At 73.4% G+C, this 26,777-nt stretch carries 23 protein-coding genes; 13 read left to right on the top strand and 10 right to left on the bottom strand.

Going from position 1 to position 26,777, the window contains the following annotated elements:
* Together ACFY3U_RS25345 and ACFY3U_RS25340 are read left to right on the top strand one after the other, a co-directional pair.
* Complete coding sequence (locus tag ACFY3U_RS25345; RefSeq protein WP_387206068.1) at positions 1 to 1,188, top strand: sensor histidine kinase; 1,188 nt, start codon at positions 1 to 3, stop codon at positions 1,186 to 1,188.
* Positions 1,189 to 1,292: 104 nt separating this feature from the next.
* Positions 1,293 to 1,775: a DUF2231 domain-containing protein gene (locus ACFY3U_RS25340; RefSeq protein WP_387206066.1), complete on the top strand. Its 483-nt coding sequence runs from the start codon at positions 1,293 to 1,295 to the stop codon at positions 1,773 to 1,775.
* A gap of 41 nt (positions 1,776 to 1,816) precedes the next feature.
* On the opposite strand, the gene ACFY3U_RS25335 is transcribed toward ACFY3U_RS25340, so the two are convergent.
* Positions 1,817 to 3,004 carry a PP2C family protein-serine/threonine phosphatase gene (locus tag ACFY3U_RS25335; protein ID WP_387206064.1) on the bottom strand — a complete coding sequence of 396 codons (1,188 nt, stop codon included), beginning with the start codon at positions 3,002 to 3,004 and terminating at the stop codon, positions 1,817 to 1,819.
* A gap of 60 nt (positions 3,005 to 3,064) precedes the next feature.
* Positions 3,065 to 3,493 (bottom strand): ATP-binding protein, encoded by a 429-nt coding sequence (locus ACFY3U_RS25330; protein ID WP_387206062.1) that lies wholly within the window; start codon positions 3,491 to 3,493, stop codon positions 3,065 to 3,067.
* A gap of 229 nt (positions 3,494 to 3,722) precedes the next feature.
* On the opposite strand from ACFY3U_RS25330, the gene ACFY3U_RS25325 reads away from it, so the two are divergent.
* Positions 3,723 to 3,938, top strand: a complete 216-nt coding sequence (locus ACFY3U_RS25325; protein WP_387206168.1) for a hypothetical protein — start codon at positions 3,723 to 3,725, stop codon at positions 3,936 to 3,938.
* 49 nt (positions 3,939 to 3,987) lie between these two features.
* On the opposite strand, the gene ACFY3U_RS25320 is transcribed toward ACFY3U_RS25325, so the two are convergent.
* The 6 genes from ACFY3U_RS25320 to ACFY3U_RS25295 form a co-directional block, all read right to left on the bottom strand.
* Positions 3,988 to 5,244 (bottom strand): RNA polymerase sigma factor, encoded by a 1,257-nt coding sequence (locus ACFY3U_RS25320; protein WP_387206166.1) that lies wholly within the window; start codon positions 5,242 to 5,244, stop codon positions 3,988 to 3,990.
* Positions 5,241 to 5,627 (bottom strand): YciI family protein, encoded by a 387-nt coding sequence (locus ACFY3U_RS25315; RefSeq protein WP_387206060.1) that lies wholly within the window; start codon positions 5,625 to 5,627, stop codon positions 5,241 to 5,243. The genes ACFY3U_RS25320 and ACFY3U_RS25315 overlap by 4 nt, the downstream gene beginning before the upstream one ends.
* Positions 5,624 to 6,082 (bottom strand): hypothetical protein, encoded by a 459-nt coding sequence (locus tag ACFY3U_RS25310; protein ID WP_387206058.1) that lies wholly within the window; start codon positions 6,080 to 6,082, stop codon positions 5,624 to 5,626. The genes ACFY3U_RS25315 and ACFY3U_RS25310 overlap by 4 nt, the downstream gene beginning before the upstream one ends.
* A gap of 274 nt (positions 6,083 to 6,356) precedes the next feature.
* The gene (locus tag ACFY3U_RS25305; RefSeq protein ID WP_387206056.1) at positions 6,357 to 7,253 is read right to left on the bottom strand and encodes an alpha/beta fold hydrolase; all 897 of its coding nucleotides are present in this window, start codon (positions 7,251 to 7,253) and stop codon (positions 6,357 to 6,359) included.
* 132 nt (positions 7,254 to 7,385) lie between these two features.
* Complete coding sequence (ileS, locus tag ACFY3U_RS25300) at positions 7,386 to 10,508, bottom strand: isoleucine--tRNA ligase (RefSeq protein ID WP_387206054.1); 3,123 nt, start codon at positions 10,506 to 10,508, stop codon at positions 7,386 to 7,388.
* Positions 10,509 to 10,642: 134 nt separating this feature from the next.
* Positions 10,643 to 12,550, bottom strand: a complete 1,908-nt coding sequence (locus ACFY3U_RS25295) for an APC family permease (protein ID WP_387206052.1) — start codon at positions 12,548 to 12,550, stop codon at positions 10,643 to 10,645.
* A 273-nt stretch (positions 12,551 to 12,823) separates the two neighbouring features.
* Here ACFY3U_RS25295 and ACFY3U_RS25290 point away from each other — a divergent pair, with 273 nt between their 5' ends.
* From ACFY3U_RS25290 to ACFY3U_RS25255, 8 genes are all read left to right on the top strand, one after another.
* A complete protein-coding gene (locus ACFY3U_RS25290; RefSeq protein WP_387206051.1) occupies positions 12,824 to 13,267 on the top strand; it encodes a hypothetical protein in 444 nt (147 codons plus the stop codon).
* A gap of 127 nt (positions 13,268 to 13,394) precedes the next feature.
* Entirely contained in the window at positions 13,395 to 13,886 is a 492-nt protein-coding gene (locus tag ACFY3U_RS25285; RefSeq protein WP_387206049.1) for a hypothetical protein, read from the top strand.
* 259 nt (positions 13,887 to 14,145) lie between these two features.
* Positions 14,146 to 14,235 (top strand): K(+)-transporting ATPase subunit F, encoded by a 90-nt coding sequence (kdpF, locus tag ACFY3U_RS25280; RefSeq protein ID WP_036343797.1) that lies wholly within the window; start codon positions 14,146 to 14,148, stop codon positions 14,233 to 14,235.
* Entirely contained in the window at positions 14,235 to 15,890 is a 1,656-nt protein-coding gene (gene kdpA, locus ACFY3U_RS25275) for a potassium-transporting ATPase subunit KdpA (RefSeq protein ID WP_387206047.1), read from the top strand. The genes kdpF and kdpA overlap by 1 nt, the downstream gene beginning before the upstream one ends.
* Before the next feature lie 20 nt (positions 15,891 to 15,910).
* Complete coding sequence (kdpB, locus tag ACFY3U_RS25270; RefSeq protein WP_387206045.1) at positions 15,911 to 18,094, top strand: potassium-transporting ATPase subunit KdpB; 2,184 nt, start codon at positions 15,911 to 15,913, stop codon at positions 18,092 to 18,094.
* Position 18,095: 1 nt separating this feature from the next.
* Positions 18,096 to 18,977 carry a potassium-transporting ATPase subunit C gene (locus ACFY3U_RS25265; protein WP_387206043.1) on the top strand — a complete coding sequence of 294 codons (882 nt, stop codon included), beginning with the start codon at positions 18,096 to 18,098 and terminating at the stop codon, positions 18,975 to 18,977.
* 99 nt (positions 18,978 to 19,076) lie between these two features.
* A complete protein-coding gene (locus ACFY3U_RS25260; RefSeq protein ID WP_387206042.1) occupies positions 19,077 to 21,617 on the top strand; it encodes a DUF4118 domain-containing protein in 2,541 nt (846 codons plus the stop codon).
* The gene (locus ACFY3U_RS25255; RefSeq protein ID WP_387206040.1) at positions 21,614 to 22,309 is read left to right on the top strand and encodes a response regulator; all 696 of its coding nucleotides are present in this window, start codon (positions 21,614 to 21,616) and stop codon (positions 22,307 to 22,309) included. The genes ACFY3U_RS25260 and ACFY3U_RS25255 overlap by 4 nt, the downstream gene beginning before the upstream one ends.
* Positions 22,310 to 22,366: 57 nt before the next feature.
* Here the strand turns inward: ACFY3U_RS25255 and ACFY3U_RS25250 are convergent, their stop codons facing one another.
* Together ACFY3U_RS25250 and ACFY3U_RS25245 are read right to left on the bottom strand one after the other, a co-directional pair.
* The gene (locus ACFY3U_RS25250) at positions 22,367 to 22,804 is read right to left on the bottom strand and encodes a hypothetical protein (RefSeq protein WP_387206038.1); all 438 of its coding nucleotides are present in this window, start codon (positions 22,802 to 22,804) and stop codon (positions 22,367 to 22,369) included.
* Between the two features lie 94 nt (positions 22,805 to 22,898).
* Entirely contained in the window at positions 22,899 to 24,854 is a 1,956-nt protein-coding gene (locus ACFY3U_RS25245; RefSeq protein WP_387206036.1) for an amino acid transporter, read from the bottom strand.
* Between the two features lie 193 nt (positions 24,855 to 25,047).
* On the opposite strand from ACFY3U_RS25245, the gene corA reads away from it, so the two are divergent.
* Entirely contained in the window at positions 25,048 to 26,157 is a 1,110-nt protein-coding gene (gene corA, locus ACFY3U_RS25240; protein ID WP_387206034.1) for a magnesium/cobalt transporter CorA, read from the top strand.
* Positions 26,158 to 26,351: 194 nt separating this feature from the next.
* A complete protein-coding gene (locus ACFY3U_RS25235; protein WP_387206032.1) occupies positions 26,352 to 26,774 on the top strand; it encodes a hypothetical protein in 423 nt (140 codons plus the stop codon).
* The last annotated feature ends 3 nt before the right edge of the window (positions 26,775 to 26,777 follow it).

Raw genomic sequence — 26,777 nt, 5'->3', positions numbered from 1 at the left:
GTGGACGAGGCCCGCCTCATCCGCGCCCGCCGGCGCAGCGTCGCGCAGACCGCGGGTGCGCTCGGCGCGGTGCTGCTGCTGGTCGGGGCGCTGATGTTCGTGCTGACCAGCCGCCAGCAGTCCCGGGCGCTGGACGACCAGCTGGGCCGGGTCATCGCCGCGGCGGAGGACGTCGACGACCCGCCGCCCGGGCAGTACCTCGCCCGGGAGCGGCCCGGGGGCGCGGTGGAGGTGACCCGGGGGGCGCCGGCCGGCCTGACCCCGCTGCTGACCGGGGCCCTGGGCCGCCCGACCGGCCGGTTCGACGCCTCGGCCGGCGACGACCGGCCGGTCCGGGTGCTGGTCGACCGGCATCCGGACGGCACCCGGTGGGCGGTGGCGGCCGACCTGAGCCCGCTGCGCCGGCAACGGGACCAGCTGGTCGGCGCGCTGCTCGTGGCCGAGCTGGCCGGGCTCGCCGGTGCCCTGGTGGTGGCCGGGCTGCTCGGCCGCCGGGCGGTGGCCCCGCTGGCCGCCGCGCTGGCCGCGCAGCGCCGGTTCGTCGCCGACGCCTCGCACGAGCTGCGCACCCCGTTGACCGTGCTGCACACCCGGGCCCAGCTGCTGGCCCGGCGGGGGCGTACCGAGCCGGCCGCGGCGCTGACCGACCAGCTGGACCAGCTGGTCGCCGACACCCGGGCGCTCGGCGAGGTGGTGGAGGACCTGCTCGTCTCGGCGGCGGCCGAGCACCGGCCGCTGCCGGACGACGTGGTCGACCTGGCCGGGGTGGCCCGCGAGGTGGTCACCAGCATGGCCCCGTACGCGCGCGACCGGGAGGTCGAGCTGGTGCTGGCCGACGCCGGCCCGGCGGACGTGCGGGGAGCGCGTACCGCGTTGCGCCGGGCGCTCACCGCGCTGGTCGACAACGCCGTCGGCCACGTCCCCGCCGGCGGTCGGGTACGGGTGGGGGTACGCGGCGACGCCGGTGAGGTGCGGGCGGAGGTGGCCGACGACGGGGTGGGGCTGGACCCGGCGGAGGCGGAGCGGCTCTTCGACCGGTTCGCGCACGGCAGCTCGGGTGCCGGTCGCCGCTTCGGGCTGGGTCTCGCGCTGGTGCAGCACGTGGCGTGGGCGCACCGCGGCACGGTCGAGGTGGCCGGCGCGCCGGGCGAGGGAGCGACGTTCACCCTGGTGCTGCCGGCCGCGTGACCGGCCGACGGTGGCGGGTGCCACCGGCGCGGCGGGCAAGAATCTCCCAAGAAACGACGGGCACCGTTGCCGCGGAGCGTCGCACCGACACCGAGGAGAAGGCCGTGCCCGACACCATCAACGGACTGCCCCTGCACCCGCTCGTGGTGCACGCCGTGGTCGTCCTGCTGCCGCTGGCCGCGCTCGGCGTGATCGCGCTCGCCGTCCGGCCGTCCTGGCGGGGACGCTTCGGCATCCTGGTGGCCGCGGTGGCCGCGGTGGCCACCGCGGCGGTCCCGCTGGCCACCTCCAGCGGGGAGGGTCTGGAACGGCGGGTCGGCGACCCGGGTCGGCACGCCGAGCTCGGCGACACCGTGCTCTGGTTCGCGTTGCCCCTGCTCGCGGTGGCGGTCGCCCTGGTCTGGCTGCACCGGAGGGCGGCGGCCGCCGAGCGGCCGGCCCCGACCCGACCCGGCGCGGTCGGCGTGGTCGTCGCGGTGCTGGCGGTGCTGATCGGGGTGGCCAACCTGGTGCAGGTCTACCGGGTCGGCGAATCCGGCGCGAAGGCCGTCTGGGGCGACACGCCCGCCGCCGCCGGCCAGCGCTGACGCTCGGCGCGGCCGAGCCCGGCGCCCGGCGCGGCCGGGGGTCAGTCGCCGGCGCCGTGCCAGCGCACCAGCAGCAGGGTGGCGTCGTCGCGGAGCTTGTCGTCCTGGAAGGTGAGGATGGCGTGCACCAGCCGGCGGGCGGTCTCGGGCAGCGGCAGGTCGTCGGCGAGTGAGCGCAGGGTGAAGTCGATCAGCCGGTCCACGCCGAACGGCTCACCCGCCGGGGAGCGCGCCTCGACGATCCCGTCGGTGTAGAAGAGCACGTCGTCCTCGGGCTCCAGCGACTCCTCGACGACCACCGGTTCGCGCAGCGTTCCGAGGGTCACCGGCAGCGCGGTGGGGGTGGGCAGCACGCTGGCCACCCGGCCGTTGCGCAGCACCACCCCGCCCGGGTGGCCGGCCGAGATCATCCGCAACCGGCCGGTCCGCTGGTCCAGCTCCGCGAGCACCCCGGTGATCAGCCCCCGCTGGTCATGGTCGCGAACCGCGGTGTCGATGTGGTGGTAGGTGGTGGCCAGCTCCATCCCGGCCCGCCGGGCGTTGCGGTACGCGGCCAGCGCCAGGCTGGCCAGCATCACCGCCCGCATCCCGCCCTGCGAGCCGTGGCCGACCGCGTCGAAGAGGGCCAGGTGGGCGGTGTCGCCGTTGACCGCGTAGTCGAACGCGTCCCCGCCCACGTCGTAGCTCGGCTCCAGCACCCCGCTGATGGTCAGGCTGCCGGTGGAGAAGGTCAGCGGCGGCAACTGGGCCCGGAGCATCTCGGCGGCCAGCCGCATCGGGGCGCGCCGGCGGACCCGCTCGACGGTGTCGCTGTACAGCGCCCGGGTCACCACCAGCTCGGCCAGCAGCGAGGCGCTGACCTGGAACTCGGTGTAGCGGTGCTCCGGGATCGGCTCGGCCGAGACGACCTCGACGACCCCCATCCGTTCCAGGCCGTCCAGCACCGGCACCCAGAGCCGGGCCGCGCCGGGCCCGCCCTCCGCCGCCAGCGGTCGCATGACCGAGTACGCCCGGCCGGCCATCGTGCCGTCGACGGCGAGCACGTCCCGGTCCGGGGTCCGCCCGTCCCGCATCGGCAGCAGCTCGCGCTGCTCGTGGTCGACCAGGTAGAGGATCATGTCGGTGGCGCCCAGCCGGCCGGCCGTCCGGCGGGCCAGCGCGGGCAGGTCCTCCGGGCGGGCGTGCTGGGACGACAGCAGGAGCCCGCGGAGCGCTTCCCGTTCGGTCATCGGCGCCTCCTCGACGGGCCTCCGCCCGACCCTACGCGGGGGCGACCGGCGAGGGCGACCTCATGTGCGGGGGAACGCCGCCCAGATGTTCTTGGTGGTCTCGGTGGCGTACCAGCCGACGTCGAGGGAGACCGCCATGGCGATCTGCAGGCCCCGGCCACCCGCGCCGAGCGGCCGGGTGTCGGCCAGCTCCGGAACGGTGCTCAGGTCGTGGTCGGCCACGTCGAGGATGAACCGGTCCTCGGCGACCAGCAGACGGACGATGGTCGGTGGCCGGCCGTGCTTGAGCGCGTTGGTGGCCAGCTCGGTGGCGACCAGGACGACCAGGTCGGGGGTCTCGGCCAGCTCCTCGGCCGCGTCGCCGTGCTCGCCGGCCAGCTCCTTCTGCAGGGACGCGCGCAGGCCGCGCAGGTCGGCCGGGTCGGCCAGCTCCCAGCGCCGCAGCTCGGTGGCCTGCGGCGGTGGCGGCGACGTGCGCAGTTGTCCCATGATTCTGGCTTACCCGCCCGCGCGCCGCGCTAAGCAGGGCCGCGACCCGAGGTGACCGGTCCGTGGTGTCGTCGTCGTGCCGGGGTCGGTTGTTCGTGCCTCAGTGCCGCATTATTCATACGGTCGGTGACGAGCCGCTGTCGGGGCGTCACGCCTGCGGTGACGGGCGTCGATCCCCGCTTACCGCCGAGTTCCCGCCCGGGTCCGGTTGAGATACCGTCGGCTTGTGATGGTCGAGAAGCACTGGTGGAACGGGGACACGTCGGCCCGCGGGCGCCGCGACGTGTACATCCGCACCGATGGCAGCCGCTGGGAAGTGCAGGCGCAGATCGGCGGCGCCTACGGGCAGTCGAAGGTGCAGGAGTGCCCGAGCCGCAGCGCGGCGACCATTCTGGCCGGTGCCTGGCGCGGCGGCAGTTCCGCCTGGCGCGAGCTGCCCAGCTGACCGCCCGTCCGATCCCGACGGCTCGACCGCGCACGCGGCGCCCGGCGGCTCAACCGCCGAGGCGCGGCATCGCCGCGGCCGGCCGTGGTGCGCTCGCCCTCGCCCTGAGGTAGCGCTGCTCCGGCGCGCTGGTCGCGCCGCGGGCCGCGGCCAGGTACGCCGCCCGGGCGGCCTCGGCGTCACCGGCCAGGTCGAGCAGGTGCGCCCGGACGGCGTCCAGCCGGTGGTGCCGGCGCAGCCGGTCGTCGGTCGCCAACTCCGCCAGCCGGGCCAGCCCGATGCGGGGGCCGCGCACCATCGCCTCGGCCACCACCCGGTTCAACGCCACCACCGGGTTGCCGGTGAGCGCCTCGAGCAGGTGGTAGAGCCCGAGGATCTGCGGCCAGTCGGTGTCGTCCAGGTCGGCCGCCTCGGAGTGCACCGCGGCGATCGCGGCCTGCAACTGGTACGGGCCCGGCCGGGACCCGCTCATCGCATGGGTCAGCAGGGCGACGCCCTCGTCGATCGCCGCCCGGTCCCAGCGCCGCCGGTCCTGCTCCGCCAGCGGGACCAGGGTGCCGTCCGGCGCGCTGCGGGCGGCCCGCCGGGCGTCGGTGAGCAGCATCAGCGCCAACAGGCCGGTGACCTCACCGTCGTCCGGCAGCAGTCGGTGCGCGAGCCGGGCCAACCGGATCGCCTCGGTGCACAGCTCCGGCCGCCCGGCGCCGGTGTACCCCTCGTTGAAGATCAGGTAGAGCACCTGGAGCACCGCGCCCGACCGTGCCGCCGCCTCCCGCGGCGGCGGCGTGCGGAAGCCCAGCCCGGAGGCGCGGATCCGGCTCTTCGCCCGGCTGATCCGTTGCGCCATCGTGGGCTCGGGGACGAGGAACGCGCGTGCGATCTCGGCGGTGCTCAGCCCACCCACCGCCCGCAGGGTCAGCGCGACCTGGGCCGGGACGGGGAGGGCCGGGTGGCAGCAGAGGAAGAGCAGCAGCAGGGAGTCGTCGACCGGCGGCCCGGTGTCCGCGGCCGGGGCGTACGCCCGGTCGAGCGGGAGCGCGGTCGCCTCGCGCGCCTCGCGGTCGCGCCGGGCCTGCTCGGCGCGGAGCAGGTCGATCAGGCGGCGCGAGGCGACCCGGACGAGCCAGCTGCGCGGGTCGGCCGGCACCCCCTCCCGGGGCCAGCGTTCGGCGGCGACCAGCAGCGCCTCCTGGACGGCGTCCTCGGCCGTCTCGAAGTGCCCGTACCGGCGGACCAGCGCCCCGAGGACCTGCGGCGTCAGTTCCCGCAGCAGGTCCACCGGGGCGTCGGCGCGCACCGTCCTCAGCCGCCGGCCATCTCGCCCGCGGCGCCGCCGGTCAGCACCGGGCGGATCTCCACCGTGTCACCGGTCGCGGCGACGATCCGGGCGGCGATGTCGCTGGCCCGCTCGTGCCCGGTGGTGTCCAGGATGGCGAAGCTGACCAGCACCTCCTTCGCCTCGGCGAACGGGCCGTCCAGGGCGACCGGCGCGGGCGTGTCGGCGGCGGGCCGTACCGTCCGGGTCAGCGAGGGATGGGCCAGCCCCTCGGTCAGCACCAGCTCACCCGAGGCGGTCAGCTCGTCGGTCAGGTCCGCGTAGAAGCGGCACATGTCCTGGAACTCGGCGCTGGTCACGTCGACCGTGTCCCACTCCGCCAGCTGCGTGTACGCCAGCAGCAGGTACTTCATCGCGTCCCACCCCCTTCGGGCACCCGGGCGGCGGTGGTGCGGTAGCCGCCGCCCGGATAGACCCAGCTGCTGGCCATCGTATTGCCGTCGGCGCCGAATTCGGTGCGGCAGAATGCGGGCGAGCCCTTCTCGCCGCCCCAGATCACCAGCACGTCGCCGTCGAACTCGTACACGTAGCTCAGGGTGTCCCCGGTGGAGCCGTAGAACCGGGAGCTGACGACCTCGCCCGGCGGCTGGCCGAACGGGCGGTCGTGCCCGATCACCTCCAGGCCGACCACGTGGTTGCCGCCGTGCACCAGGTCGACGTGCTGGAGCAGGAAGAAGCCGCCGGTCAGCCACTCGTACCGCACGGTGCCCTCGGCCTCGCCGGTCAGCCGCCAGGTGCCGACCAGCCGGCCCAGCCGGCGCAGCTCCTCGCTCGGCGCGACCACGGTGTCGCTGTCGATGTCGTTCATGTCCGTCCTCCGTCTGCCGTCGGCGCGGTCGGCCGACCGGTCACCGGTACCTCGGAGCCAGCCGGCCGATCTCGACACCGGCCGGAAAGGCTCAACCAGATCCTGGCGCTGCTCGGCTGATTCTCTGGTCGAGCTTCTCGGAGCTGACAGGTGGAGGCCGTCGGGACTTCCCGGCGGCCTCCACCACGTCCGGACCACAGTGGACGGGTGCCGACGTGGTGAACCCGGCGCGGGCTCCCGTGTTCCGCGCCGGTCGGGTCGCGATGCCGCCCGGCTACCCCGGCCGACCGGCCCGGGCGACCGCCGGTTGCGGCCGGCCGGCGGTCAGCACCAGCTCGGCGGTCCGCTCCGGCGCGTCCACCTGGACGTAGTGCCCGGCGTCCGGCAGCAGGTGCAGGTCGGCGTGCGGGAAGGCGGCGGCGAACCGACGGGCCACCCCCGGGTTGAGATAGCGGTCCCGGGCGCCGAAGACCACCCGTACCGGACGGTCGAAGCGCCGCAGGTCGGCGACCCGGCGGCGGCGCGCGACGATGGTGCCGAGCAGGTCGTCGTTGAGCCGCTCGAAGGCCGGCCGCGCCGCGTCGAACTGCTCGTAGAGCCGGGCCACCACCGGGCCACGACGGCGGGAGTCGCGGATGAACCGGCCGACCTGCCACTGGAACAGCCGGCGGTTCAGCTCCGGCCAGCGACGCACCGCGGCCCGGGTCAGCACCCGCAGGCCCGGCGTCGAGTAGAGCGCGATCGCCGGCGGCCGGCGCAACCCGGCCATCGGGTGGTAGTAGGTGTTCAGCAGCACCAGCGCCGCCACCCGGTGCGGATGTTCCAGCGCCCAGTCGATCGCGGGTGGGCCGGAGGCGTCGTGGGCGACCAGCACCACCCGGTCGTACCCCAGCTGGTCGACCACGGCCGCCAGGTCGCCGGTCTGGTTGTCCGCGGTGTACGGGTACCCCGCCGGCTTGTCCGACCGCCCCCAGCCGAGGAAGTCGAAGCGCACCACCGGGCGACCGCGCAGCAGCGGGGTCACCTCGTCGTAGAGGCGCAGGCTGTCCGGAAAGCCGTGCATCAGCACGATCGGCACGCCGTCGCCGTCGGTCACCCGGGCGTGCAGCTCGTAACCGGATCGGGGCACCGCCACGACGCGCTCGGCGCCGGTCGCGAAATCGTCGAACATGCCGGCCTCCCTCGGTTCGCCACCGCCGACGCTAGACCGGGACGCCGCCGCCGGGTGGTCGTACACCGGATCGGCACCGGCGCCCCCGGCCCCGGCGGTAGCATCGCCGCCCGCCGGGCGGTCGACGCGCGGTCAGTCCCGGCGGAGCCAGAAGGTCAGGCCCAGCGCGTCGTCGGTGAACGGCGTCGGGTCCGCCCAGGCCGGCTCACCGGCCGCGCAGTCGGCCGCCAGCACCTCCTCGGCGACCAGGTCGTGGTGCTCGGTCAGCGCCAGCGCGGTCTCCTCCCGGTTGGCCCGGTAGCGCAGCACGATCCGGTCGGTCACCTCCAGCCCGCTGGCCTTGCGCGCCTCCTGGACCTGCCGGATCGCGTCCCGGGCCACCCCGGCCCGGCGCAGCTCGGGGGTGAGGTGCAGGTCCAGCGCGAGGGTGGTGCCCGCGTCGCTGGTCACCGCCCACCCTTCGCGGGGCGTCTCGACGATCACCACCTCGTCCGGGCCGAGCGCGATCTGCTCGTCGCCGACCAGCAGGGTCGCCGTGCCGGTGTCCCGCAGGGCCTGCGCCAAGGCGGCGGCGTCCGCCCCGGCGACGGCCGCCGCGACCTGCTGCACCGCCTTGCCGAACCGCCGGCCGAGGGTACGGAAGTTCGCCTTCGCGGTGACGTCCACCAGCGAGCCGCCGGCCGCGTCGACCGCCTCCACCGACCCGACGTTCAGCTCGGCGGCGATCTCGGCGAGCAGCTCCGGGCCGAGCTCCGCGAAGCCGTTCGCCGAGGCCAACGCCCGGGCCAGCGGCTGGCGGACCTTCATCTCCGACTCCGCGCGGGCGGCCCGGCCCAGCTCGACCAGCCGGCGCACCAGCGCCATCCGGGACGACAGCGCCGGATCGATCAGCGCCTCGTCGGCGACCGGGTAGTCGGCCAGGTGCACCGACGGCGGCGCGTCCGGGGTCACCGGCACGACCAGGTCCTGCCACACCCGCTCGGTGATGAACGGGGTCAGCGGCGCCAGCAGCAGGGTGAGCGTGTGCAGCGCCTCGTGCAGGGTGGCCAGCGCCGCCCGGTCACCCCGCCAGAACCGCCGCCGGCTGCGCCGGACGTACCAGTTGGACAGGTCGTCGACGAAGGTGGCGAGCAGCCGGCCGGCCTGGTGGGTGTCGAAGCCGGCCATCGCCGCGTCCACCTGCCGGACCAGGGTGTGCAGCTCGGACAGCAACCACCGGTCCAGCACCGGCCGGTCCGCCGGCGCCGGGTCCGCCGCCGACGGCGACCACCCGGCGGTACGCCCGTACAGGCTCTGGAAGGCGGCCGTGTTCCAGTACGTCAGGAGGACCTTGCGGACCACTTCCTGCAGCGCGGTGTGCCCGACCCGCCGCGCCGACCAGGGCGAGCCGACGGCGGCCATGAACCAGCGCACCGCGTCCGCGCCGTGCTGGTCCATCAGCGGGATCGGCTCCAGGATGTTGCCCAGGTGCTTGGACATCTTCCGGCCGTCCTCGGCCAGGATGTGCCCCAGGCAGACCACCGTCTCGTACGCCGAGCGGTCGAACACCAGCGTGCCGACCGCCATCAGGGTGTAGAACCAGCCCCGGGTCTGGTCGATCGCCTCGGAGATGAACTGCGCCGGGTACCGCCGCTCGAACAGCTCCGCGTTGCGGTACGGGTAGCCGAACTGAGCGAACGGCATCGCGCCCGAGTCGTACCAGGCGTCGATCACCTCGGGCACCCGGCGGGCCTCGGCGCCGCAGTGGCAGGCGAAGGCCACCTCGTCGATGTACGGCCGGTGCGGGTCCAGCCCGGTCACGTCCGTGCCGGTCAGCTCGCTCAGCTCGGCCAGCGAGCCGACGCAGGTCAGGTGCCCCTCGGCGCACCGCCAGATGGGCAGCGGGGTGCCCCAGTAGCGCCGCCGGGACAGCGCCCAGTCGACGTTGTTGGTGAGCCAGTCGCCGAACCGGCCGTGCTTCACGGTCTCCGGTTGCCAGGTGGTGCGCTCGTTCTCGCGCAGCAGCGCGTCCTTCACCGCGGTGGTCCGGACGTACCAGGAGGGCTGGGCGTAGTAGATCAGCGCGGTGTGGCAGCGCCAGCAGTGCGGATAGCTGTGCTCGTACGGGACGTGGCGGAACAGCAGGCCGCGGGCGTCGAGGTCCGCGACGAGCGGACGGTCGGCGTCCTTGAAGAACAGCCCACCGACCAGCGGGACCTCCGGGGCGAACCGGCCGTCGGACCGCACCGGGTTGACCATCGGCAGCCCGTACGCCCGGGCGGTGGCCAGGTCGTCCGCGCCGAATGCCGGCGCCTGGTGCACCAGCCCGGTGCCGCTGTCGGTGGTGACGAACCCGGCCAGCACGACGAGGTGCGCGTCGGCCACCTCGACCAGGTCGAACGGGGCGCGGTAGGCCCAGCGCTCCAGCTCCTTGCCGGCGAACGTCTCGCCGGTCGGCTCCCAGCCCTCGCCGAGCGCCTGGGCCAGCAGCGGCTCGGCCACCACCAGCTGCTCGGTGCCGTCGGTGGCCACCACGTACGTCACGTCCGGGTGCACCGCCACCGCCACGTTCGACGGCAGCGTCCACGGGGTGGTGGTCCAGACCAGCAGGGCCGCCCGGCCGGCCAGCGGGCCGGAGGTGAGCGGGAAGCGGACGTACACGGATGGGTCGACGACTATCTCGTAGCCCTGGGCCAGCTCGTGGTCGGACAGCCCGGTCTCGTCCCGCGGGCACCAGGGCGCCACCCGGAAGTCCTCGACCAGCAGCCCGCGGTCGAAGATCCGCTTCAGCGACCACCAGACCGACTCGACGTACTCCGGATCCATCGTCCGGTACGCGTCGGCCATGTCGACCCAGTAGCCCATCCGCTCGGTGAGCTGGGCGAAGGCGTCGGTGTGCCGGGTGACGGAGGCGCGGCAGCGGGCGTTGAACTCGGCGATGCCGTACCGCTCGATGTCCTGCTTGCCGGTGAAGCCGAGCTCCTTCTCCACGGCCAGCTCGACCGGCAGGCCGTGGCAGTCCCAGCCGGCCTTGCGGGCGACGTGGAAGCCCTTCATCGTCCGGTAGCGCGGGAAGACGTCCTTGAACACCCGCGCCTCGATGTGGTGGGCGCCCGGCATCCCGTTGGCCGTCGGCGGCCCCTCGTAGAACACCCACTCCGGGCGGCCGGCGGACCGCTCCAGGCTGCGGGCGAAGATCCGCTCGGCCTGCCAGAAGTCGAGCACCTGGTGCTCGAGCGCGGGCAGGTCGACCTGGGTCGGCACGGCGCGGTACATCGGTTCCTCCGTCGGACGGGTGGCGCTCCGGCGCAGGGGCGAGACCTGGCGGCCCCGCGATGCCGGGCCCCCGTACGGCGGCATCCGTCCCCAGCCACGCCTCGCGCCGCATCGTAACCGCTGCGGTGCTCTGCTCACACACCGCTTCGCGCCGCCGCCGGGGCCAGCGGGGCGCGAGCTGCGGGCACCGGGAAGCGCATCCGGCAGACCACGGCGTCGCTGTGCCGGCGCACCGCGCGTTCCAGCACGACCCCGCGGTTGTTGCGCAGCAGCCGCTCCCACCGGCGGGCCGGTTCGACCTCGGGGATGATCACGAAGACGTGCCGGCCGGCGTACCGCTCCCGCAGGTGATCGACGAGCGGCCGGCCGAGGTCGCGGTCCGTCGATGCGACCACCGTCAGCGGCACGTCGGGGTGCCACGCCTCCCAGGCGTCCCGGAAGCGGGTCGCGGCCGGGCCCGGGTCGTCGGCGTACGTGACGTGCACGGCGGTGACCTCGTCGCCGAGGGAGAGCGCGGCGTCCAGCGCCCGGCGGGTCAGCTCGGAGACCCCGCCGACCGGTACGACGACCACCGACGGACCGGGCCGGGGCGGCGCGGGGATCCGGCCGAGCCCGAGGGTGGCGCCGAAGCGCCGGTACGCGCGGTGCACCCGCTCGAAGCCCAGCACCAGCAGAGGCAGGGCGATCACGATCAGCCAGGCGCCCTCGGTCAGCTTGCTGGCCGTGGTGACGATGGCGGCGGCGAAGGTGAGCAGGGTGCCGAGCCCGTTGAGCGCGAGCTTCCACCGCCAGCCCCGGCCCCGCGTCTCCAGCCAGTGCCGCACCATGCCGTACTGGGCGATGGTGAAGCCGACGAAGACGCCGATGGCGAAGAGCGGCACCAGCGTGTTCACCTGTCCCCGCGAAGCGGCCAGCAGCACCGCGGCGACCGCGGCGAGCACCAGCACCCCGTACCGGTAGACCTGGCGGCGGGCACGCAGCGCGAATACGTGCGGCAGGTAGTTGTCCTCCGCGAGCAGCTTGGCCAGCGTCGGCAGTCCGCCGAACGACGTGTTGGCGGCCAGCGCCAGCAGCACCATGGTGGCGAACTGCACCAGATAGAAGCCGATGCCGTGGCCGAGGGTGGCATCCGTGAGCTGGGCCAGCACCGTCACGCCCTCGACGGGCCGGATCTGGAACCGGCTGATCAGCGTGGCGAGGCCGATCAGCATCACACCGAGCAGCGCGCCGAGCGCCACCTCCGCCCGCTGCGCCCGGCGGACGGCCGGCTCGCGGAACGACGGCACCGCGTTGGCGATGGCTTCCACCCCGGTCAGCGCGGCGCAACCGTTGGCGAACGCCTTGAGCAGCAGCAGCGCACCGACCGCCTGGATCGGGCCGGCAGCCGGGGCGGCCGTGTCGGCGACCGGCGGCGCGTCACTGAGCAGGCCGACCGCGATCACGGTGAGGATGGCGCCGACGAAGATCGCCGTCGGCACGACGAACACCCGCGCGCTCGCCGCGATGCCGCGCAGGTTCACCGCGGTGATCAGCGCGAGCACCGCCAGGCACAGCTCGACGGTGTACGGCAGCAGCGCCGGGAACGCCGAGGTCAGCGCGGCCACCCCGGCGGCGACGGAGACGGCCACGTTGAGCACGTAGTCCACCACCAGCGAGGCTGCGGCCACCAGGCTGGTCCGTCGGGACAGGTGCCGTTTCGCCACCGCGTACGCGCCGCCGCCGTCGGGGAAGGCTGCGATGACCTGGCGGTAGGAGAGCACCAGCACGGCGAGGAGCCCGGCGATGCTCAGCGTGACCGGCAACGTGAACCCCAGGCCCACCCCGCCCGCGGCGGCCAGCACCAGGACGATCGCCTCCGGTCCGTAGGCCACCGAGGCCATCGCGTCCAGAGAGAGGGCGGCCAGGCCGCCGAGCACGGTCAGCCGGTCCGTGCCGGAACCGGAGCGGGCGGTCCGCCGGGGCCGGGGTCGGCGGGGTGGCCGGGCGTACCAGGCGACGCGTTCGTCGGGCTCCGGATCGACCGGGTCGATGACAGCAGGCATGGGCCCGAATGTGCGCCTCCGCCGTTCGGGTCAGCGGCTCCGCTACGCGACGTTGACGCGCGCCGGCGCAATTGTGACGCGTCCTTGACGCGGGGCCGGACGGCCGGAGACCGACCGCCCGCCCGGGCGGCGTGAAAATGCTGTCAAGGTCGCGTCAAGAATCGCCCGCCCCTCGTAGCGACTGCGTGAAAGTCATCGACGGGCAGGGCCGGGCAGAGCTGATATGGCCTCGGGAGGCCCGAGGTGCGGGCCTCGCGTCGCCGGAGGCGTGCCGTGACTGTCGTACGAGATCAGCGAACCGCGAGGTACGGGGAGCCGACCCCGACCGGGGTCAGCGTGGCGGTCGGCTGGGTGGTGGTGGCCGGCACGGCGCTGCTGGCGGCGGCGGCCGTCCCGGCCGGTGACCTGCCGACGCGGGCGCTCCTCGTCGCGGTCGCCGCCGGGGTGTATGCGGCGCGGGTGGCGGACCTGCGGGCGGTCGTCGCGGTGACGGCACTGGCCATGGCCACCTACGTCGGGTTCCTGGCGCACCGGTTCGGTGAGCTGACCGGCGGCGGCGAGGCCTGGTCGTACGCGATGGTGATCCCGTTCGCGGCGGCCCTCGGTGCCGGTTATCGGTACATGGCCGGGGCGACCCGTCCCGATGGCCCGATGGCCCAGGACGGCGCCGTGGTGGCACCGCCGGACGACCCGGCCGGCGGCACCCGTGTGGAGTGAGCCGGACGGTACGACCGCACCCACCGACGGCCAGCGGGGCGGCACCGGCCCGGCTGGCCCGGCCGGCGTGCCCGGCCCGGCCGGCGGAACGGCCGGCGGGGCCGGTCTGGCGGTGACGGTAGAGCTGGTGACCGGGCGTGGCCAGGACTGGTGGCCGCGCCCGGGTCGCGTATTCGCGGCCGGTGCCGCACACACCTTCGCCGAGCTGGCCGAGGCGATCGACGTCGCCTTCGGCCGCTGGGACCTGGGCCACCTGCGGATGTTCGTGCTGCCCGGTCAGGTGGAGCTGAGCTGGTCGGCGTGGCGCGACGGTCCGGCGTTCCCCGGCACCCTCGACGGCCGGTCCTGTCGGCTGGACCTGCTGCGCCCCGGTGACTCGTTCGCCTACCTGTTCGACCTCGGCGCGGACTGGACCCACCTGTGCACGGTCCGTCCGGCTGACGAGGCATGCCCGGTGGCGCCCGGGGCCCCGCGCCCGCTGCGCGGTTGGGGCCTCCTGCCGGACCAGTACGGACGCCGTCTGCCGGACGAGCCGGCCCGGCCCGGCCAGGCTCGGCGGTCGGCGGCGATGCTGGCGGATCTTCCGCCGATCCTGCCGTCCTGGGGCTCCGGCGGCTGAACGCCCCGCTGTGACCCCGTTCACCCGATTGGTCGACCCCTGTTAAAGGCGCGTCAAGAAACGACGGGTCCCCGTCATGGTCGCGTTATAGCCCCTGTCCTTCCGGCAGCGGCGGAGCTTTGATTGCCCGGCGCGGCCGGCAGGCGGTCGTGACGACTGGTCGGTAAGGGGAGTCAGCGGTGTCTGACGTGGTGTTCGTGCTGGTGACGGTGGGGCTGTTCGCGGTCCTCGCCCTCGTGGTGAGGGGCGTGGAGAAGCTGTGAGCGCCGTCAACGCCGTCGGCCTGGTGCTGGCGATCGGCCTGGGTGTGTTCCTGGTCGTGGCCCTGCTCTTCCCGGAGCGCTTCTGATGACCATGACGACAGCCGGTGTCATCTTCGTCCTGTCCCTGATCGTGGCCCTGGTCGCGGTCTACAAGCCCTTCGGCGACTACATGTTCCGGGTGGTCTCCGGCACCCGGCAGTCCCGGGTCGAGCGGGGCATCTACCGCCTGGTCGGCGTCAACCCCGCGGCCGAGCAGTCCTGGGGCGTGTACGCCCGCAGCGTGCTGGCCTTCTCGGCCGTCTCCATCCTGTTTCTGTACGCGTTCCAGCGCCTGCAGAATCACCTCTGGCTCTCCCTGGGCTTCGACCCCGTCGTGCCGCACGGCGCCTGGAACACGGCGGTGTCGTTCGTGACCAACACGAACTGGCAGTGGTACTCGGGTGAGTCGACCATGGGCCACCTGGTGCAGATGGCCGGCCTGGCGGTGCAGAACTTCGCCTCCGCCGCGGTCGGCATCGCCGTGGCGGTGGCCCTCGTGCGGGGCTTCGCCCGCAGCCGCACCGGCGAGCTGGGCAATTTCTGGGTCGACCTGACCCGGATCACGCTGCGGATCCTGCTGCCGATCGCGGTGCTCGGCGCCCTGGCACTCATGATCGGCGGCGCGGTGCAGAACCTCTCGGCCGGCACCGACGTGACCACCCTGACCGGCGGCACCCAGACCATCACCGGCGGGCCGGTCGCCAGCCAAGAGGTGATCAAGGAGCTGGGCACCAACGGCGGCGGCTTCTACAACGTCAACAGCGCCCACCCGTTCGAGAACCCGACGACCTGGACGAACTGGCTGGAGATCTTCCTGATCCTGCTCATCCCGTTCAGCCTGCCCCGGCTCTTCGGCCGGATGGTCGGCCAGCACCGGCAGGGCTACGCGATCGCCGCGGTCATGGCGATCCTCGCCCTGGCCAGCATCACCCTGACCAACGTCTTCGAGCTGGCCGGGCACGGCACGGTGCCGCAGGCGGTCGGCGCGGCCCTCGAGGGCAAGGAGGTGCGGTTCGACGTGTCGAACTCGGCCACCTTCGCCGCGGCCACCACGCTCACTTCCACCGGCGCGGTCAACTCGTTCCACGACTCGTACACCGCGCTCGGCGGCGGGATGCTGCTGGGCAACATGATGCTCGGCGAGGTCGCGCCCGGTGGTGTCGGATCCGGCCTCTACGGCCTGCTGATCCTGGCGGTGATCACCGTCTTCGTGGCCGGCCTGATGGTCGGGCGGACCCCGGAGTACCTGGGCAAGAAGATCGGCTCCCGCGAGATCAAGTTCGCCTCGCTGTACTTCCTGATCACGCCGACGCTGGTGCTGGCCGGCACGGCGGCGGCGTTCGCGACCGGGAACAACTCCACCGCGCTGAACACCGGCCCGCACGGCCTCTCCGAGGTGCTCTACGCGTTCACCTCGGCGAGCAACAACAACGGCTCCGCGTTCGCCGGCATCACCGTGAACACGCCCTGGTGGAACACCGCGCTCGGCCTGTGCATGCTGCTCGGCCGGTTCCTGCCGATCATCTTCGTGCTCGCCCTGGCCGGTTCGCTCGCCCGCCAGCGGCCCACCCCGGCCTCCGAGGGCACCCTGCCGACCCATCGACCGCTCTTCGTCGGCATGGTCGTCGGCGTCACGGTGATCCTCGTCGCGCTGACCTTCCTGCCCGCCCTCGCGCTCGGCCCCCTCGCTGAGGGGCTGTGACCACCATGAGGAAGAACGACATGACCGTCACGTCCGTGACACCCGGCGACGGCGAAGCGCCCACCGCCGGCACCCCCGCCACCCAGGGCAACCGCGTCGGCGGCGGGCTGCTCGACCCGAAGCAGCTGCTCCGGTCCCTGCCGGACGCGCTACGCAAGCTCGACCCGCGCACCCTGTGGCGCAACCCGGTGATGCTGATCGTCGAGATCGGCGCCGCCTTCACCACCGTCCTCGCGGTGACCGACCCCTCGGTCTTCGCCTGGTTGATCGCGATCTGGCTCTGGCTGACCGTGCTCTTCGCCAACCTGGCCGAGGCGGTTGCCGAGGGCCGGGGCAAGGCGCAGGCCGCCACGTTGCGGCAGGCGAAGAAGGACACCATCGCCACCCGGCTGGTCGGCTGGACGCCGGGCGCCGCCGCGAACAGGTACCGCGACGAGGCGGTCCCCGCGCCGGCGCTCAAGCAGGGCGACTTCGTGCTGGTCGAGGCCGGCAACATCATCCCGGGCGACGGCGACGTGGTCGAGGGCATCGCCAGCGTGGACGAGTCGGCCATCACCGGTGAATCCGCGCCGGTGATCCGGGAGTCCGGCGGCGACCGCAGCGCGGTCACCGGCGGTACGAAGGTGCTCTCCGACCGGATCGTCGTGAAGATCACCCAGAAGCCGGGGGAGAGCTTCATCGACCGGATGATCGCCCTGGTCGAGGGCGCCAACCGGCAGAAGACCCCGAACGAGATCGCGCTGAACATCCTGCTCGCCGCGCTGACCATCATCTTCCTGCTGGCCGTGGTCACGCTCCAGCCATTGGCGATCTTTTCCAAGGGCTACCAGGCGGCCGCACCGGACAGCGGGGCGATCACCGACGCCGGCGTCACCGGTGTGGTGCTGGTGTCGCTGCTGGTCTGCCTGATCCCGACCACCATCGGGGCGCTGCTGTCGGCGATCGGCATCGCCGGCATGGACCGCCTGGTGCAGCGCAACGTGCTGGCCATGAGCGGTCGGGCGGTCGAGGCGGCCGGGGACGTCAACACGCTGCTGCTCGACAAGACCGGCACGATCACCCTGGGCAACCGGCAGGCCGCCGAGTTCGTCCCGGTGGAGGGGCTGACCGCGGCCGACGTCGCCGACGCCGCGCAGCTGTCCAGCCTCGCCGACGAGACCCCCGAGGGCCGTTCGGTCGTGGTGCTCGCCAAGAACGAGTTCGGGCTGCGCGAGCGCGAGCCCGGGCTCATGCCGCACGCCACCTTCGTGCCGTTCACCGCCCAGACCCGGATGAGCGGTGTCGACCTGACGGCCGACGACGGGTCGGCCCGGCAGGTCCGCAAGGGCGCCGCGGCCGCGGTCATGAAGTGGGTACGCGAGAACGGCGGCCACCCCACCGAGCAGGTCGGGCAGATCGTCGACGAGATCAGCGGCATCGGCGGCACCCCGCTGGTGGTCGCCGAGCACGTCGCCGGCGAGCCGGCCCGCGCGCTCGGCGTGATCCACCTGAAGGACGTGGTCAAGTCCGGCATGCGGGAGCGGTTCGACGAGATGCGCCGGATGGGCATCCGGACCGTGATGATCACCGGTGACAACCCGCGTACCGCCAAGGCGATCGCGGACGAGGCCGGCGTCGACGACTTCCTCGCCGAGGCCACCCCGGAGGACAAGCTCGCCCTGATCCGCAAGGAGCAGGAGGGCGGCCGGCTGGTCGCGATGACCGGCGACGGCACCAACGACGCTCCGGCGCTCGCCCAGGCCGACGTCGGAGTCGCCATGAACACCGGCACGTCGGCCGCCAAGGAGGCCGGCAACATGGTCGACCTCGACTCCGACCCGACCAAGCTGATCGAGATCGTGGAGATCGGCAAGCAGCTCCTGATCACCCGGGGCGCGCTGACGACGTTCTCCATCGCCAACGACATCGCGAAGTACTTCGCGATCATCCCGGCGATGTTCGCCGGGATCTACCCGAGCCTGGACGCGCTGAACGTCATGCGGCTGGCCAGCCCGGAGTCGGCGATCCTCGCCGCGGTCATCTTCAACGCGATCGTCATCGTCGCGCTGATCCCGCTCGCCCTGCGAGGCGTGCGGTACCGGCCGGCCAGCGCCTCCAAGCTGTTGAGCCGCAACCTGCTGCTCTACGGGCTCGGCGGCATCATCGTGCCGTTCGTCGGCATCAAGCTCATCGACCTCCTCATCCAGTTCATCCCGGGGATCTGACATGCGCCTTCCCAGCTGGCTCTCCCAACACCTCGCCGCGCTGCGCGCGGTGCTGGTCTTCACCGTGCTGCTCGGGCTGGCCTACCCGCTCGCCCTGGTCGCCGTCGGCAAGCTGCCCGGCCTCTCCGGAAAGGCGGACGGCTCCCTGGTCACCGTGGACGGCAGGACCGTCGGCAGCGCGTTGATCGGCCAGAACTTCACCGACGCGGACGGCAACCCCGTCCCGCGCTACTTCCAGTCCCGCCCCTCGGCCGCCGGCGACGGCTACGACCCGACCGCCACCTCGGCCAGCAACCTCGGCCCGGAGAGCGTCGTCGACACCCTCTCCACCGACCCGGAGAGCGCCTCCGAGAGCCTGCTCACCCAGGTCTGCGCCCGCAGCAAGGCGGTCGGCGAGCTGGACGGCGTGGACGGGCGCCGGCCGTACTGCACCCCCGAGGGGGTGGGTGCGGTGCTCGCCGTGTTCCGCGCCGACGGGCTGACCGGCCAGGTCACCCGGGTGGTCAGCGTCAACCAGGTCGCCCCGGCCACGCCGTTCGTCACCTCGTGGCAGGGCGTGCCGGTCGAGGTGGCCAAGCCGGACGAGGACTACGTCGCCGCCGGCGGCCTGATCGTGCCGGTCCGGGGCGACGCCCCGGCGGAGCCGGCCGTACCGGCCGACGCGGTCACCGCCAGCGGCAGCGGCCTCGACCCGCACATCAGTCCGGCGTACGCCGAGATCCAGGTGGCCCGGGTGGCGCGCGAGCGCGGCGCGGACCCGGCCGCGGTCCGGGCCCTCGTCGAGGAGCACACGACCGGCCGGTCGCTGGGCTTCATGGGCGAGCCGGGGGTGAACGTCCTCGAGCTCAACCTCGCCCTGGACGAGAAGTTCCCGAAGAGCTGACCCCCCTTCCGACGGGCGGGCCCACCGCAGGTGGTCCCGCCCGCGCGGCTCGAACCGCCCGATGGCCGGTGGCCGGTGGAAATCAGAGAGGATGTCTCCGTGCCCAGGGGAGAACTCCGCATCTACCTCGGGGCCGCCCCCGGCGTCGGGAAGACCTACGCGATGCTGGAGGAGGCCCAGCGGCGGGCCGAACGCGGCACCGACGTGGTGATCGGCTTCGTCGAGACGCACGGTCGTCCGCACACCGCCGCGATGATCGGCGACCTGGAACAGGTCCCGCGCCGCGCGCTCGACTACCGGGGCGCCCACTTCACCGAGATGGACCTCGACGCGCTGCTCGCCCGACGCCCCGAGGTGGCGGTGGTGGACGAGCTGGCGCACACCAACGTCCCCGGTTCCCGACACGAGAAGCGCTGGCAGGACATCCAGGACCTGCTCGACGCCGGCATCAGCGTGCTGTCGACCGTCAACGTGCAGCACCTAGAGTCGGTCAACGACGTGGTCGCCCAGATCACCGGCACCACGCAGCGGGAGACCGTCCCGGACCAGATCGTCCGCGCGGCCGAACAGGTCGAGCTGGTCGACATGACCCCGGAGGCGCTGCGCCGCCGGATGGCGCACGGCAACATCTACCGCCCCGACAAGATCGACGCCGCGCTCGGCAACTACTTCCGGGTCGGCAACCTCACCGCGCTGCGGGAACTGGCCCTGCTCTGGCTGGCCGACAAGGTCGACGACCAGCTCGACCGGTACCGCGCCCAGCAGGGTATCTCGGCCACCTGGGAGGCCCGGGAACGGGTCGTCGTGGCGCTCACCGGCGGCCCGGAGGGCGACACCCTGATCCGCCGGGCGGGCCGGATCGCCGCCCGCAGCAAGGGCGCCGACCTGCTCGCCGTGCACGTCACCCGCAGCGACGGCCTGGCCGGCGCCGACCCCGCCCAGCTCGCCCGGCAGCGGATCCTGGTGGAGAGCCTCGGCGGGACGTACCACCAAGTGCTCGGCACCGGCGTGCCGAAGGCGCTGCTGGACTTCGCCCAGGGCGTCAACGCCACCCAACTCGTACTCGGTGCGAGCCGGCGCGGCCGGTTCGCGCAGCTGTTCGCCCGAGGCGTCGGGGTGACCACCACGGCGCTGTCCGGGCCGATCGACGTGCACCTGGTCACCCATCAGCAGGCGGGGCGCGGACGGCGGACGGTCGGCGTCCCGGCAGCGCTGTCCCGGCGCCGCCGGCTGCTCGGCTTCGCGCTCGCCGGGCTGGGCATGCCGCTGCTCACCCTGCTGCTCCTGGCGCTGCCCGACCTCACCCTCACCAACGACATCCTGCTCTTCCTGGCCGGCGTGGTCGGCGTCGCGCTGCTCGGCGGGCTGTGGCCCGCGCTGGTCGCCGCGCTGGGCGGCTCCCTGCTGCTGAACTGGTTCTTCACCCCGCCCTTCTACACGCTGACCATCGCCGAGGCGGACAACCTCCTTGCCCTCGGCGTCTTCGTCGGCGTCGCCCTCGCGGTCAGCTGGGTGGTCGACGTCGCGGCACGGCGGACCCGGGAGGCGGCCCGGGCGTCCGCCGACGCGCAGACCCTGGCCATCGTCGCCGGCGGCGTACTGCGTGGCGAACGGCCGCTGCCGGCGCTGCTGGACCGGCTCCGGGAGACCTTCGGGCTGCGCGCGGTGAGCGTGCTGGAGTTGGCCGCGGACGCCGAGGGGCGGCCCGATCGGGCCCGTGAGGAGGGTGCCTGGCGGCTGGTGGCCAGCGACGGGGAACGTCCGGCGTGCAGCCCCAGCGCGGGGGAGACCGCGGTACCGGTGGATGACCGGCTCACCGTCGTGCTCAGCGGCCGGCGGTTGGAGGCCGCCGACCGGCGCCTCGTGGAGGCGTTCGCCGCCCAGGCCGCCGTCGCCCTCCGGCAGGAGCGCCTCGCCGAGGAGGCCGCCACCGCCCGGCCGCTGGCCGAGGCCGACCGGATGCGCACCGCGCTGCTCGCCGCGGTCAGCCACGATCTGCGTACGCCGCTGGCGTCGGCGAAGGCCGCGGTGAGCAGCCTGCGCAGCCACGACGTCGAGTTCGACGCCGACGACCGGGAGGAGTTGCTGGCCACCGCCGACGAGTCGCTGGACCGGCTGGCCCGGCTGGTGGCGAACCTGCTCGACATGAGTCGGCTGCAGGCCGGCGCGCTCGGCGTCGCGGCCACCGCGATCGGCCTGGAGGACGCCGTACCCCGGGCGCTGGACGAGCTGGGGCCGTCGGCGGCCGACGTCACCACCGACATCCCCGCCGACCTGCCCGCCGCCACCGCGGACCCGGGTCTGCTGGAACGGGTGCTGGTCAACATCGTGGCCAACGCGCTGCGCCACAGCCCGGCCGGGCAGCCGCCCACCATCACCGCGAGTGCCCACGCCGGGCAGGTCGAGCTGCGGGTCATCGACACCGGCCCGGGCATCCCCGAGGACCAGTGGGAGCACGTCTTCCTGCCGTTTCAGCGCCTCGGCGACCGGGACAACCAGACCGGGGTGGGGCTGGGGCTTGCGCTGTCCCGTGGGCTGGTCGAGGCGATGGGTGGCAGCATCACCCCGGAGACCACCCCCGGCGGAGGGCTGACCATGGTGCTGCGGCTGCCCGCGGCCCCGGAGCGGGCGCAGCGGTGACCCGCGTCCTGGTCGTCGACGACGAACCGCAGATCCTGCGCGCCCTGCGGATCAACCTGCGCGCCCGCGGGTACGACGTCGCGGTCGCCGACACCGGCCGGGCCGCGCTGAAGACCGCCGCCGCACACCCGCCGGACCTGGTGGTGCTCGACCTCGGCCTGCCCGACATCGACGGCGTCGAGGTGATCCGGGGGCTGCGGGGCTGGACCGCCGTGCCGATCATCGTGCTCTCCGGTCGGGCCGGCAGCGAGGACAAGGTGGCCGCCCTAGACGCCGGCGCCGACGACTACGTCACCAAGCCGTTCGGCGTCGACGAGCTGCTCGCCCGGATCCGTGCCGTCACCCGCCGCCTCGCTGTCACGTCGGGCGAGGGCGCCGGGGCGGGTACGGCGTCGGCGCGGATCGGCCGACACACCGTCGACCTCGCCGACCGGACGGTCACCCGCGACGACGGGGTGGAGGTCAAGCTGACCCCCACCCAGTGGGCCGTGCTGGAGAAGCTGCTGCGCCACCCGGGCAAGCTGGTCAGCCAGCGGCAGCTGCTGCACGACGTGTGGGGGCCGGAGTACCAGCACGAGACGAACTACCTGCGGCAGTACATGGCCCAGCTGCGGCGCAAGCTGGAGGACGATCCGGCCCGACCTCGGCACCTGATCACCGAGCCGGGCATGGGCTACCGCTACCGCCCCTGACCGGCCGGCCCGCCCGGTCGCCGCCGGCCGGTGGGGACGGTCGGCTGTCCGTGCCGGTCAGGAGCCGCCCTCCGGCGCCAGGTCGATCACCAGCACCTGATCGTCGAGGCCGACCGGCACGCCGTGCCGCCGGGTGTACGCCTCCGCAGCCGCCCGGAACGCCGGATCGGGCGACGGCAGCACCCGGCCGATCCCGGCGCGGGTCCGGCCACCCCGGCGCACCTCCACCGGCCCCGGTCGGCGGAAGTGCCGCCACCAGTGCTTGTCCGAGGCGTCGCCGACGAGCACGATCCACCGGTCGTCCGCCGGCGCGTACAGGACGGGCAGGCTGATCGACCGGCCGTCGGCGGCGCGGTAGCGCAGCTCGCAGAGCTGGCCGTCCAGCAGGCGGTGCCAGCGCCGGGACCGCAGGATCGCCAGCATCGCCCGGTTGACCAGGGTCGGCGGCCGGTGGGCGTGCCGGTGCCGCCGGGTGGGGCCCTTGTCGGTGTCCACCACTGCTCGCCTCCTCGCCACCGTGGGTCGCTGCCCGCGTACCCCCTTGATCGTCGCCCGGGCCAGCGGCCCGGCGCAGGGCCATCCGGCCCGTTCAGCCGGCGTGCACGTGCGGGCGGCGGGCGCGGTGCGGCTCCTGGCGGCGGAGGATCTCCCGGGTGACCGGGGCGATCTCGCCCTGACCGAAGATCAGGTAGCGCAGGAAGTTGCCGGCCGGATTCCCCTCGGTCCACTCGAAGTAGATGTGCGGCCGCCGGTGGGTCAGGTCGCGGATGTGCAGCAGCAGCGCGGCCAGCGCGTTCGGCACCGAGGAACTCGCCAGCCGTAGCACCCGGTAGCGGCCGTGCAGCACGGCGCCGGTGACGTGCAGTTCGGTCTCGAAGTCGGACGGGTCGGTGACGGTCACCTCGACGAAGATCACGTCGCTGTCCGCGGGGAAGTCGTTGTCGGCGATGATCTGTGCCAGCTTGTCGCGGTACTCGGCGGCGTCGTGGCTGGCCGACTCGTGGGCGATCAGCCGGATCCGCCGCCGGGCGCAGTCGGTGACGAAGCGCTGCGCGGTCGGGTCCAGTTCGACCGTGTTCACCCGCAGCTCGAACGCCCGGGAGAGCCGGGACAGCAGCGAGACGGCGAGGATCCCGCCGATGAAGCAGACGGCGATCTTCACCCCGTCCGGCCGTTCGACGACGTTCGCGATGGTGGTGTAGACGAAGACCACCGCGATGATCCCGAAGGCGACGGTGAGCCCGTGCTGCCGGCGGTGCCGGGCGGACAGCGTCACCGCGGTCGCCGCCGAGGTGATCAGCACCAGCACACCGGTGGCGTACGCGCCGCCCTGGGCGTCGACGCTGGCCTTGAAGACGACGGTGATCAGGAACGCGACGGCGGTGAACACCAGTACCAGGGGGCGCACGGCCCGCGCCCAGTCCGGGGCCATGCCGTACCGGGGGAGGTAGCGGGGCACGAGGTTGAGCAGGCCGGCCATGGCCGAGGCGCCGGCGAACCACAGGATGAAGATCGTCGACAGGTCGTAGATGGTGCCGAACGCCTCGCCGAGGTTCTGGTGCGCCAGGAAGGCCAGCGCCCGCCCGTTGGCCGGTCCGCCCGCCTGGAACGCCTCGGCGGGAATGAGCACCGTGGTGGCGACGCTGCTGGTGACGAGGAAGATGCTCATGATGACGGCGGCGGTGGTGAGCAGCCGCCGGGCACCGCGGATCCGCCCGGTCGGCTTGTCCTCCGTGTCGTCCGGGTCGCCCTTGATGTGCGGCATCACCGCGACCCCGGTCTCGAAGCCGGAGAGGCCGAGCGCGAGCTTGGGAAAGACCAGCAGCGCGATCGCCACCATCATCAACGGGTCACCGTGCTGGGTGGTCAGCGCCGTCGTCCAGTCCTCGACCGTGCTCGGGTGGCTGACCACCCGCCAGAGCGCGTCGACCACCACCACCGCGTTCAGCGCGAGGTAGACCCCGACCAGCCCGACCGCGATCCCGATCGCCTCGCCGAAGCCCTTCAGGAACACCGCCCCCAGCAGCGCCACCAGTACCAGCGTGACGATCACCTCGTGACCCTTGAGGCTCTCCGGCCAGAACGGGTTCTCGTCGATGTGGGCGGTGGCGTCGGCCGCCGAGAGGGTGATGGTGATGATGAAGTCGGTGGCGGCGAAGCCCAGCAGCACCAGCACGAACAGCTTGCCCTGCCAGTAGGTCAGCAGCTTCACCAGCATGGCGATCGAGCCCTCGCCGTGCGGGCTGTCGTGCGCCACCCGCCGGTAGACCGGCAGCGCGCCGAGGAGGGTGACCAGCACCAGCACCAGCGTGGCGACCGGGGAGAGCACCCCGGCGGCCAGTGCGGCGATGCCCGGCTGGTAGCCGAGGGTGGAGAAGTAGTCCACCCCGGTCAGGCACATCACCTTCCACCACGAGTGGTGGCGCTGCTCGGGAGGGCGCGCGTACGGCCCCTCGGTGCGGGTGGGCCGCTCGGACATGTCGGAAAGCAGCCAGTCCCGCAGGCCGTGTTTCTTACGGGCCCGGTTGCGGGTGTTGGTGCTCATGGTCGCCTCCGCGGGTCCCGGACTTGGTCAACGCGAGTATGCGGCCCCCGACCGATCGGCGGTGCGGCAGTACCCGGTCCGCGTTGGCTGACGCCTCGGCGCTCCGCGTGACCGCGTGTTTCAGGGCGCCGGGGCGGGGGATTCGCCGCCGGGGCGTCGCGGGTGCGGCGAGAGCACGAGATGTGGGAGGGCGATGGGCGACAGCGACCGGTCCACCTCCACCGGCGGTTTCGGCCGCACGCTCGACGAGCACGAAGACGGCGGGCGGCGGTCGCCGGGCCCGGGTGGGCTGGTGGACAGCGCCGTCTACCGCCACGGGCGCCGGCATGCCTCCCCCGTCACGCTCGGCGACACCTTTCACTGCCTGCAGGAAATCGACCACGCGATGGCCTGGATCGGTCTCTACCGGCCTGACACCGGGCAGATCCGGTCGCTGGCCCGGGAGTTCCAGCTGCACGACTTGGCCGTCGAGGACGCGATCAACGCCCACCAGCGGCCCAAGCTGGAACGCTACGGGGAAACCCTGTTCCTGGTGCTGCGCGCCGCCCGGTACGTCGACGAGCGCGAGGAGGTCGAGTTCAGCGAGGTGCACCTGTTCATCGGGCCGGGCTTCGTGATCACCGTCCGGCACGGCGAGGCGCCGGACCTGGCCGCCACCCGCCGCCGGCTGGAGGGCGACCCGCAGGTCCTCGCCCTCGGCCCGGAGGCCGTGCTGTACGCCGTGCTGGACCAGGTGGTGGACGGCTACGCCCCGGTGGTGGCGGGCCTGGAGAACGACATCGACGAGATCGAGACCGAGGTCTTCGGCGGCGATCCCAACGCCAGCCGCCGGATCTACGCGCTCAGCCGCGAGGTGATCGAGTTCCAGCGGGCGGCCCGCCCGCTGCTCAAGGTGCTCGGGGCGCTCAGCGGCGGCTTCGAGACGTACGGCACGCACGAGGAGCTGCGGCGGAGGCTGCGCGACGTGACCGACCACCTGACCCAGGTGGTCGAGCGGGTGGACGGGTTCCGGCACCTGCTGCAGAACATCCTCACGGTGAACTCCACCCTGGTCAGCCAGGCGCAGAACGAGGAGATGCGCAGCCTGACCGCCGCCAGCTACGCGCAGAACGAGGAGCTCAAGCGGATCTCCTCCTGGGCGGCGATCCTGTTCGCGCCGACCCTGATCGGCACCGTGTACGGGATGAACTTCACCCACATGCCGGAGCTGAACTGGCGGTACGGCTACCCGGTGGCGCTCGCCCTGATGGCGCTCGTCTGCGCGGCCCTCTATCTGGCCTTCAAGCGACGCGGGTGGTTGTGAGACGCCGGCTACCTGCACGTTCCCGGCAGTCGTCCACTGTCGAAACGTTCCCTTAACTCGACGTTAGTGTTCACAGAACGTGCCGGTCCTGGTGGATCCGGGTGACCTCGGCCTAGCGTGACGACGCCGTCAAGAACGCCGTTAACCGGGGGAGAAGGCGTCGTGCCGCCGTATCGGAACAGCGTCCGGCCATCGTGATCAGGGCCCGCTATCAGTGTTACCGCGCCGATCGCGAGCTCATTGCCTGGCGTCTGCTGGCCGGCAACAACCGGGTCCTCGGGGTGTCCTCCCATCGGTACCGGGCGCTGGAGCAGGCGGTGGCCGCGATTCGCCATGTGCATCACGCGGTCGAGCGGGGAGAGTTCGCCATCGAGCGACAGGCCGGCGGGTTGTGGTGGTGGGATCTCACCGCTCGATCCGGCCCGCTGGCCCATTCGCCACAAGGCTTCGCGCGCCGGGTGGACGCGCGACTCGCCGCGGACCGGTTCCGCTCGAACGCGACCGTCGCCGAGATCGAGCAGGGGTTGTCGCTGTTCGAGTCGGGGCGGCGGGGTCGGACGCTGAGCGGTGGCCGGTCGGCGCGTCCGGAGCTCCCGCGGCCGAGGTCCCAAGACTAAGTG

The organism is Micromonospora sp. NPDC000089, from assembly GCF_042899365.1.
Taxonomy (GTDB): domain Bacteria; phylum Actinomycetota; class Actinomycetes; order Mycobacteriales; family Micromonosporaceae; genus Micromonospora.
The sequence above is the reverse complement of the archived record's forward strand: the minus strand, read 5'-3'. Positions and strand labels throughout refer to the sequence as shown.